The sequence below is a fragment of the Cupriavidus sp. 01T418 genome, assembly GCF_056398885.1.
The window spans coordinates 1-9,652 of sequence record NZ_JBFTQG010000089.1 but is presented as its reverse complement, the minus strand read 5'-3'; the positions used below and the strand labels follow the sequence as shown (position 1 = coordinate 9,652).

General features: G+C 61.3%; 8 protein-coding genes. 7 read left to right on the top strand and 1 reads right to left on the bottom strand.

Going from position 1 to position 9,652, the window contains the following annotated elements; translation table 11 throughout:
• Positions 1-449 precede the first annotated feature (449 nt).
• The 3 genes from AC1DQ3_RS36030 (at position 450) to AC1DQ3_RS36020 (ending at position 4,437) form a co-directional block, all read left to right on the top strand.
• On the top strand, positions 450-1,967 hold the full coding sequence (locus AC1DQ3_RS36030) for a sensor domain-containing diguanylate cyclase (RefSeq protein ID WP_477124867.1): 1,518 nt from the start codon (positions 450-452) through the stop codon (positions 1,965-1,967).
• Positions 1,968-2,215: 248 nt separating this feature from the next.
• Entirely contained in the window at positions 2,216-3,496 is a 1,281-nt protein-coding gene (locus AC1DQ3_RS36025) for a dicarboxylate/amino acid:cation symporter (RefSeq protein WP_477124866.1), read from the top strand.
• Between the two features lie 8 nt (positions 3,497-3,504).
• Positions 3,505-4,437 (top strand): amino acid ABC transporter substrate-binding protein, encoded by a 933-nt coding sequence (locus AC1DQ3_RS36020; protein WP_477124865.1) that lies wholly within the window; start codon positions 3,505-3,507, stop codon positions 4,435-4,437.
• 46 nt (positions 4,438-4,483) lie between these two features.
• On the opposite strand, the gene AC1DQ3_RS36015 is transcribed toward AC1DQ3_RS36020, so the two are convergent.
• On the bottom strand, positions 4,484-4,999 hold the full coding sequence (locus AC1DQ3_RS36015; RefSeq protein WP_477124864.1) for a hypothetical protein: 516 nt from the start codon (positions 4,997-4,999) through the stop codon (positions 4,484-4,486).
• Between the two features lie 356 nt (positions 5,000-5,355).
• Between AC1DQ3_RS36015 and AC1DQ3_RS36010 the strand changes: the two genes are divergently transcribed.
• From AC1DQ3_RS36010 to AC1DQ3_RS35995, 4 genes are all read left to right on the top strand, one after another.
• Entirely contained in the window at positions 5,356-7,743 is a 2,388-nt protein-coding gene (locus AC1DQ3_RS36010; RefSeq protein WP_477124863.1) for a HAMP domain-containing protein, read from the top strand.
• Between the two features lie 64 nt (positions 7,744-7,807).
• On the top strand, positions 7,808-8,530 hold the full coding sequence (locus AC1DQ3_RS36005; protein WP_477124862.1) for a methyl-accepting chemotaxis protein: 723 nt from the start codon (positions 7,808-7,810) through the stop codon (positions 8,528-8,530).
• A 15-nt stretch (positions 8,531-8,545) separates the two neighbouring features.
• On the top strand, positions 8,546-9,085 hold the full coding sequence (locus AC1DQ3_RS36000) for a hypothetical protein (protein ID WP_477124861.1): 540 nt from the start codon (positions 8,546-8,548) through the stop codon (positions 9,083-9,085).
• Between the two features lie 20 nt (positions 9,086-9,105).
• A complete protein-coding gene (locus tag AC1DQ3_RS35995; RefSeq protein WP_477124860.1) occupies positions 9,106-9,471 on the top strand; it encodes a response regulator in 366 nt (121 codons plus the stop codon).
• The last annotated feature ends 181 nt before the right edge of the window (positions 9,472-9,652 follow it).

The following is a 9,652-nucleotide window of genomic DNA, read 5'->3' as shown; positions in this document are numbered from 1 at the left end:
GCCGATGATAGTGCGGATACCCGTGTGAAAGTAGGTAATCGCCAGGCTCTCCCTTGAAACCCCCCAGTACGAAAGTACTGGGGGGTTTTGCTTTTGCGGCGGCGAAAAACATCGGGTGCATCAACCGGCATTCTCGTTGTCGCCGAGCGCGTCCCCAGGGTAGCCGGTGCTACGGCGCAGGGCTCACCTTGGCAGCAGTGAGACAAGTGCCGCAACGGCGACTTTTATTTCCCTATGTCCGGCGTGTGTCCAAGAATAGTTGGTAAATCGCAACAGCGAAGTGCCTCGAAAGGAGCCGTAGGGGCATTGAATCCCTTTGCCGCAAAACGGTCCCGGATATGCCATTAGAATCGCCGCAAACGTGCACCGAGCACTCCACGATCCTCCTTTGAGTGTGCGTGCCGGCGCACACTCAAAGGAGAAATTACGTTGTTATTGGTTGAGTGGGTGTGGCGCTGACGAAGTTTGCAGGGGCCTTTCTTGCGCGCCCAACCCTTTTTATCGCAGGGGCGCTTGCGGCCGCCGTGACCCTGGCGTGCATTACCGCCATCGCGCTTTACCAAATGCGCTTGGACGCGTTCGCACGAGCACGCGACGGAGCGGAGAATCTCTCCTTGATTCTGCAGCGTGATATCGAACGCAACATCGAGGTCTACGAACTGTCGATACAGGCCGTCATTGATGGCGTCAACGACCCGGCCACATTGCGGCTGCCGTCACAGATTCGGCAGCGTGTCCTCTTCGACAGGTCCACCAACGCCCAGGATATGGGCGCACTCCTGGTCACGAACACGGCGGGCGAGGTCGTCATTGATTCCCGCTCGGTTCCGCCGAGAAAGCTCAACCTCAGTGACCGTGATTACTTCGCGGTTCAACAGCAGTCGGCCGATGCCGGTCTCTTCATCAGCAAACCGTTCTCACCGCATCTAACGAAGACGGAAACGTCGATTGGACTAAGCCAGCGACTGACGGATAGCCACGGCCAATTTGCCGGCATCGTTGTCGGGACACTTCGGCTGAACTACTTCCACCGCCTGTTTGATGGAATGACTCTTGGCGAGCAGGGCTCCATCACGTTGGTGCGACTCGACGGAACGGTTCTGATGCGACGTCCCTACATCCAGAAGGATATCGGTCAAAGCATTGCGGGCGTCCCGGCATTCAAGCCGCTTATTCAAGCTGAGCGAGGCTATTACATTGGCAATGCGGCGCTGGATGGTGCCCAACGCCTGTACAGTTTCAGGCATATCGGTAAATTCCCGCTAATAGTCGTCGTGGGGCTGGCCACCGATGATATCTACGCCGAGTGGAAACGGCGCGCCTGGGCCATCGGCAGCGTTGTGGCGGTGCTCGATTTTCTCATCGTCATGATGTCGGTGATGTTCGCAAGACAGCTTCGCAAGCGGCTCGAGATGGAACAGCAACTCCATCTACTCGCCAATACCGACAGCCTGACGGGAGTGGGCACGCGCCGTCTTCTTGACTCAACCCTTGATGCCGAGTGGCGACGTGCGAGCAGGAACAAGCAGGGCCTCTCGGTGCTGATGGTAGATGCCGATCACTTCAAAAGCCTCAACGACCATTATGGGCACGCTACCGGAGACAGGGCGCTAAGAACCATCGCCCGCTGTATTGTAGAGAGCATCAGCCGTCCGGGCGACTTCGTCGGGCGCTATGGTGGCGAAGAGTTTTGCGTGCTGCTTCCGAACACAGACCAGCGGGGTGCGGTTCAAGTCGCGGAGAAGATCCGTTCTGCGGTACTTGCAACTGAGCAGGCGAACTTCACCAGCCCAGGCGGAAGACTAAGCGTAAGCATTGGTGTCGCCGTTTTCGACGGCAATGCCATGCCTTGTGATACGCCCGACCAGCTCGTGCACCTTGCCGACCAGCGGCTTTATGAAGCAAAGGCGGCTGGTCGCAATACCGTCATGCCGAAGCAAGCCCACCCGCAACTGGCGCTAGCCTGAGGATTGCACCGGCGACAGGCCCCGCTGCAACAGATCACGGAAGTCTATCGGCGGGAGGCGGCGGGATCGAGCGCGTGCGCAAGGCATTTTTCTTGCGTATCACCGCTCCGGGCGACTATCGTTATTGGGGGGGGGAACCTTGGCATTTCAAGTACCCGTGGCCGCTCGAATGGACGATGATCGCCTGCGCGACACGCCGTAGGTATCCACCCCGGATCACAGGCTGAAGTGAATCCAGGGGAGTCGTCATGCAGAAGAAGCGCCCGATCACCACCTACATCGTGATTGCGATGATTCTCGGCGTCATCGTCGGCTACAGCTGTCACCAGGCCTTCCCAAACCCTGCCGCCGCCAAGGAGATCGCCGGCTATATCTCCATCTTTACCGATGTCTTCCTGCGGCTGATCAAGATGATCATTGCACCGCTGGTGTTTTCGACACTGGTGGTTGGCATCGCACACATGGGCGATGCGAGTACGGTTGGCCGCGTTGGCGCGAAGGCGCTTGGCTGGTTTGTCGTGGCTTCGCTGATTTCCCTTTCGCTTGGCCTGCTCCTGGCCACGCTCCTGCAGCCCGGACATAATATCGGCCTGCCGCTGCCAGATGTGGGCTCCGCGACCAACCTGAAGACCAATGCGCTTACGCTCAAGGACTTCGTCACGCATCTGGTGCCGAGGTCCGTAGCCGAGTCCATGGCCAACAATGAGATCCTCCAGATCGTGGTGTTCTCGATCTTCTTCGGCACCGCGCTGTCCTCGCTCGGGGAAACCGGCAAGCGGCTTGCCGGCGTGATCGATGACCTCGCGCAAACGATGCTCAAGATCACCGGCGCCGTGATGTTGATGGCGCCGGTCGCGGTGTTCGCCGCGCTTGCCTCGACCGTGACCATGCAGGGCCTGGGCATCCTGATCACCTTCGCGAAGTTCATGGGAAGTTTCTACCTGGGTCTCCTGGTGCTTTGGGGCCTGCTGATCCTTGCCGGGTTCGCCTTCCTCGGCAAACGGGTGTTCACGCTGATTCGCCTGATCCGCGAGCCCTTCCTGCTGTCCTTCTCCACGGCGAGTTCGGAGGCTGCCTATCCGAAGCTGCTCGACGCGCTGGACCGGTTCGGGGTCAACCGGAAGATTTCCAGCTTTGTCCTTCCGATGGGCTACTCCTTCAATCTCGACGGCACCATGATGTACTGCACGTTCGCCGTGCTGTTCATCGCACAGGCATACGATATCCACCTGCCGATCGGCACCCAGATCACCATGCTGCTGCTGCTCATGCTGACCTCCAAGGGGATGGCGGGCGTACCGCGCGCATCGCTGGTGGTGATTGCCGCCACGCTGAACCAGTTCGGCATTCCGGAGGCCGGCCTGCTGCTGATCATGGGAGTCGACCAGTTCCTCGACATGGGGCGTTCGGCGACCAATGCGGTGGGCAACTCGATTGCCGCGGCGGTGGTGGCGAAGTGGGAGGGCCAGCTGGCGGGCGAGTCCGAAATGGAAGAGCAAGCCGCCGAGCAGGCCCCGGCCCGGGCGTAGGAGCGCCTATGCATGCAAACGAAACACGCGGCCGTAGCTGGTGCCGGCAAGGCGCGACGTGGGCCACCGCGGTGCTGTGCGCGGCGCTATGCGCCGGCACCGCCGTTGCGCAGCAGGCCGGGGAGCTTTCCGGCACGCTGAAGAAGGCAAAGGAGGCCGGGACCCTGACCATCGCCTATCGCGAATCGTCCCTGCCGTTTTCCTACCTGAACAGGCTGGGCAACCCGATTGGCTATTCCATCGATATCTGCCGCGCGATCGTCCAGGCCGCGGCCGATGAGGTCGGGCGCGACGTGGACATCCAATGGGTGCCCGTTACCCCGGAGAGCCGCTTCGATGCGATCGCCTCCGGCAAGGCGGATCTGGAGTGCGGCTCGACCACCAGGAACCCGGAGCGCCTGAAGCGCGTGGCGTTCTCTCCCGTGATCTTTATCGCCGGGACAAAACTGATGGTGCCGCGCGGTTCGCGGATCAAGACGTTCCGGGACCTCAAGGGCAAATCCGTCGTCGCCGCCAGCGGCACCACCAACCTGGAAGCACTTGAACGCCTTTCCGCCCGCTTCGACCTCCAGTTGAAGATCATCAAGGCACGGGATCAGGCCGAAGCTTTCGAGGTACTGCGGCAGCATGGTGCGGATGCCTATGCGGGGGACGACGTGCTGCTGTATGGCTTTCTCAGTGGAGGGGCGGCCGCGGGACAATTCCAGGTGACGGGTGATTTTCTCTCCTATGATCCCTACGGAATCATGTTCCGCAAGGGCGATCCGCAGTTTGCCAGCCTGGTGCAGAAGACGGTCAACGATCTGGCGGCAACCGGGGAACTCGAACGCATGTACAAGCAGTGGTTCATGGACCGGCTGCCCACCGGCCAGCGGCTCGGCCTGCCCATGAGCGCGCAGCTGGAGGACCTCATCCGGGCCATTCCGGAGCAAGCGGAGTAGCGCCGCTGCGCGAATGAAGATGGCTCTGCCATAGCGTGCAAGCCACTCACCCGAGCGGCAGCACATCCCGAAAGGCCTCCTCGATATGCGCCGCCAGCGATGGACTGGCCATATCTTTCAGCACCACCTGAAATTCCTCGAATGCTGCTTCGACCGCGGCACGGTCGGTGGCCTCGACAAGACGTGCCCGGATAGGATGGTCCGCGGTGCCGAACGTGCGCGCCATCACGTCCATCAGGTACATCCGGGCCGCCGCGAGCGAGCGCTTTCTGTCGGCATCGGCGGAAACCGGGGCCTTGGCCTGCGCTTCCAGGGCCGGCTGAGCTAGCGCCATGTCGATGGACCTGGCAGCGAGCTGGATAAGTCCGCCTTCCAGCAGTTGCGTGATGGCGTTCGCTTCAAGCCCCAGTTGCCCCGCGCGGCCGACCATCTCCTCCACGCTGATCCGGCCATCCACCATGATCAGCAGTGCGCGGCTTTTCCGGCAGAGTGTCCCGTTGCGTTGGCCGAGCACCTCGCGGCCTGCCTCTGTTTTTTCCAATACCCCAACAAGACCTTTCATCGCTCGCTCTCCCCCCCTGGGTGGCGCAGAGGGTAGTGTCCGGCGGTGACAACCACATGACACCCTCTCCGGGCACGAAGCCTCAATCAGCCTCAAGTAGCCCTGAGTGTTCTCCACCGCGCGATGCAAACGATCTGCGTAGGGAACCTGTGCGCCCCATTGCACCTTTCAGGGAAAATAGCAATTTGGAACCCCTCTTGCGAGGGGGTAAGCACAGCCCCGCTTATGCGCGCTGACGTCATCGTTCGGTCACACTAATTCCGCAATAATCACGGCAAATGATAATTCGTTCCGTTTAGAACGGGCAATTTTCCCTTCTTTTAGGGCTTGACACGCTTGCTGACAGGGCTTTGCAAATGACTATCCGTCATCGCATTACGTTATTGGTTGTCCTGATGTTCGTGGCTTTGTCGGCAATAGGCGGCTATGCCGTCTACCAGACGCGCGCCGGTGCGTCGGAGGTCAGGGAGGTGACAGAGGGCGTCGTGCCCAGCGCGCTGGCTTCCGCCGATGTCGTGTCGCTGGTCAAGGACGTGCAGCTGGCTACGATGGCGCTTGTGTATGCGCCGGATGGCAACCTGGTGGCGCAGGCCCAGGAGGAACTGAAGGGCAAGGAAGCGGCCCTGCGCGAGGCGCTGGAGCGGCAATCGAAGAGCGCGAACAGTCACGCGCAGAAGGGCTTGCTGACGCAGGCTGGGGAGAGCCTGGAAAACTATTTCGGGGCGATCCATGAAACGGCGGAGATGAAGGCCGCTGGCCGCAACGATATTGCGCAAGCCTTCCTGTTTGCCAACGTGGCCCGCTATCGCGACGAGATGGAGAAAATCGTCGAGACGCTGCGGGTGGAAAAGAACCGCGAGAAGGACCGGGCCATTACAGGGCTGAACGGCAAGCTGGAGACGACGACGACCGCTATCGGCCTCGTCAGCGGCATTGCCATCATCCTGCTGACTGCCATCGGCACGCTGTTGTACCGGCAGATCACCCGTCCGCTGACGCGTATGCAGGCGATGATGAGCGAGATCGCCGCCAGCCAGGACTTTACGCGCCGCGTTCCGGTCGGGCGGATGGATGAGATCGGCCACTCCATCGTGGCGTTCAACCAGATGATCGAGAAGATCCAGGAGAACGCGGCCTTGCTCAGGCAAAAGACCGCCGATATCCAGGCGATTCTCCAGAACATGCAGCAGGGCATCCTGACCGTGGTGGAAGGCGCCGTGGTGCATCCTGAATACTCGGTGTACCTGGAGGAGATTTTCGAGACCAGCCATATTGCCGGGCGCGACTTCATGGACCTGGTCTTCTCGGATACGGATCTGGGCGCGGATAGCTTGTCGCAGATCGACGCGGCGGTCGGGGCCTGTCTTGGCCAGGACGCCATGAACTTTGTGTTCAACCAGCATTTGCTGGTCGGCGAAGTGGCCAGGCGCATGCCGGACGGCAGCGTGAAGATGCTGGACCTGAGCTGGTCTGCCATCACCGACGACAACGACAACATTACGCGGCTGATGCTGTGCGTGCGCGATGTGACCCAGTTGCGCCAGCTCGCGGCGGAAGCGAGCGAGCAGCGGCGCAACCTGGAGATCATTGGCGAAATCCTTGCGGTCAGCCAGGAGAAGTTCCACAGCTTCATCCAGAGTTCAAATGGCTTTATCCACGAGAACGAGCGGATCATCCGCCAGTACTCGGAGGCGGACAGTGCCGCTATTGCCGCGCTGTTCCGCAATATGCACACCATCAAAGGCAATGCGCGCACCTACAATCTCCAGCACCTTACCCATGTGGTGCATGAGACGGAGCAGCGCTACGAAGCCCTCCGCCAGTCCGACGATGAAGGCGGCGCCTGGGACCAGGACGGCCTGATGCAGGAGCTGACCCGCGTGCGGGAAACCGTTGAGCGCTATGCCAGCATCAATGACGTCAGCCTGGGCCGCAAGGGTCCGGGCCAGGGCGCCGGCGCCGCGCTGCTGCCGATGACCGGCAAGGAGAGGATTCGGGAGAGCCTGCGGCTGATCGAGGCGGCCAATCCTGCCAGCCTGGACGACCTGGTATCGATGCGCGACGCGGTGCATCGGACCTTGCGCTTGCTGGGCACCGAGAGCTTCGGCGAGGCGCTGTCCGGCGTGCTGGCTTCCCTGCCGTCGCTGGCCAGGGAGCTTGGCAAGGAGTCACCCGTTGTGCGCATTCAGGACAATGGTTGCCGTTTGCACGATGAGGCGGGCGCCGTGTTGGCTAACGTATTCACGCATCTGCTGCGCAACGCCATGGATCACGGCATTGAGGCCGCCGACGTGCGCCGTGCGCACGGCAAGCCGGCCGCCGGCCAGATCGATATCGAAGTGGGCGTCGATCGGAACGCGCTGCAAATCACGCTAAGCGACGATGGCCGCGGCCTGGCACTTGAGCGGATCCGGAGCATCGCCGCCGAACGCGGGTGGATCGGCGCCGGCGATGCGCCTGGCGACGAGGAGATCGCGCAGCTTATCTTCCGCCCGGGTTTCTCCACAGCGGAAGCCATCACCGCGGTTTCGGGCCGTGGCGTGGGCATGGATGCCGTGCATGATTTCCTGGCGCGCGAGAAGGGCAGCATCGCACTGCGCTTCACGGACGATCGCGAGGGCGCCGGGTTCCGACGGTTCCAGACCATTATCTGCTTGCCGGACACGTTTGCCGTGTACAGCGTCGGCATGCAGGCCGATGCCGCGGCAGGCCAGGCCCACGCCACGGCCGCCACCGACATCTGATATCGACGCGAAAATCGACACGGAATTCGATGCGGAATTCGACGCAAATCGGGAAGGATTACTTGTGATTGGACAATATCTCATAGGCGCCGTCGGCGGCGGCGTAGTGACCGCCATGCTGGCGCTGTTGGCGCACAGGTCGTACAGCGCGAAGGCGATGACCCGGCTGCATGCCGATGCGGAGGCACGGCATGATGCGCTGGCCCAGGTCAACGCAGGCCAGCGTGAGCAGATCGCGCAGGGGGAGCAGGACAGGCAGGCGCTGGAAGCGCTGGTCCAGCGGCTGCGCGTGGAAGCGGCAAAGCAGGCAGAGGCGGCTGACGGCTTCAATTCGGCACTCAAGGCGGCCAGGGCGGAAAGGGACCAATGGGCAGGCCACGCCCGGCTGATCGCCGGCGAGGCGTCGCGGTTGCGGGGGCTGGCTTCCACATTCGAGCGCTGGCATGAGCAGATGATCTCCCTGATGGAGCGCAACCAGAACATGCATGAGCAGAACCAGGAGTTGTCCTCGATCGTCAGGCATGTGGTGATTGTCTCGCTCAATGCTTCGATCGAGGCCGCCCGCGCCGGCACGGTCGGGCGCGGCTTTGCTGTGGTGGCCGGAGAGGTGAGGGCACTCGCCGCGCGATCGGAGGCGCTCTCCAAGAGCTACAGCGACAGCCTGCACAGGAACGACCTGACGACGACGGCTACGTTCCAGGATATCCAGGCCGGTGGAAAGATGATCACGGCGTCGCTGAGCAGCGTCGAGGCACTCGCCAACCAGTTTCAATCGCAGCTTCATTAAGCATCGGGCATCAACGTGATCAGCTCTCGCGCGCAGGACAGCTTCGAGCGTATCTTTTGCCGGGCGGCACAGTCCCGGCTGGCCATGCAGGCCGGCGATGCCTGCGTTGTCTCGCCTGCAAGGCACGGGCTTGCCATTGGCGAGGCGGATGCCGAAGTTGTCGTTCTCACCATCTCTTCCGTCGTCTTCAGGCTGCTGCTGGTGCTGCATTTTGAGGAGGATGAAGCCACACGGGCGTATTTCATGCGGGATGGCGCTCAGGGCGCGCTGCGGGAAGCATTCGTGGAAACCGGCAATCTCTGCTGCGGCGCTATGAACCAGGCTCTGCTGACACATTTCCCGGACCTGGGCATGTCGACGCCATACGTGCTGAGCGCGCGCTGCTTGCCGCATATAGAAGGCCTGAAGCCGGACTATCGCGCTTCGTACACGGTCTCGATCAACGCATCCGTGCAGTTGGGCGCAACGGTATGCGTGTTTGCAAGTGCGCCGCTGGACTTCGTTGCAGACGCAGAAGCTGTAGAAGAAAGCGGTGGGGAACTTGAGTTGTTCTGATTGAAAACAGGGGAAGAAACGTGGCAAAGATTCTTGTTGTGGATGACTCGGGTACGGTGCGCGACGAGGTGGCTGGCTTTCTCAGGAAGAACGGCCTGGACGTGGACACCGCGGTGGACGGGAAAGACGGGCTTGCCAAGATGAAGGCAAGCTCCGGCATCCGGCTGGTGATCAGCGATGTCAATATGCCGAACATGGATGGCCTGACCATGGTCGAGAAGATCCGCGCAGAGCTCGCGAACAAGACTGTGAACATCGTCATGCTGACCACCGAAAGCAGTCCCGCCATGAAGGACCGGGGCAGGGCAGCTGGTGTCAAGGGATGGATCGTGAAGCCCTTCAAGGGCGATGCCGTACTGGAAACGTTCAGGAAGCTGGCGAGCTGATATGACTCCCCGTGTCAATCGAGATTGGTTTGATTCAGTTTCACAGTTCCATGTTGTTCCTCACCCAATTTCCTGAGGGCGACGTAGCAGTAAGTCTCGACGGTGGATCACGCTGATATCCGCGGGTTGGCTACCGCATTACGGTGGATCACGCTGATATCCGCGGGTTGGCTACCGCATT

Bases quoted from the DNA above. Each gene is read 5' to 3' on its own strand.
- AC1DQ3_RS36010 (WP_477124863.1), top strand. From the start codon at position 5,356: ATGACTATCCGTCATCGCATTACGTTATTGGTTGTCCTGATGTTCGTG.
- AC1DQ3_RS36025 (WP_477124866.1), top strand. From the start codon at position 2,216: ATGCAGAAGAAGCGCCCGATCACCACCTACATCGTGATTGCGATGATT.
- AC1DQ3_RS36015 (WP_477124864.1), bottom strand. From the start codon at position 4,999: ATGAAAGGTCTTGTTGGGGTATTGGAAAAAACAGAGGCAGGCCGCGAG.
- AC1DQ3_RS36020 (WP_477124865.1), top strand. From the start codon at position 3,505: ATGCATGCAAACGAAACACGCGGCCGTAGCTGGTGCCGGCAAGGCGCG.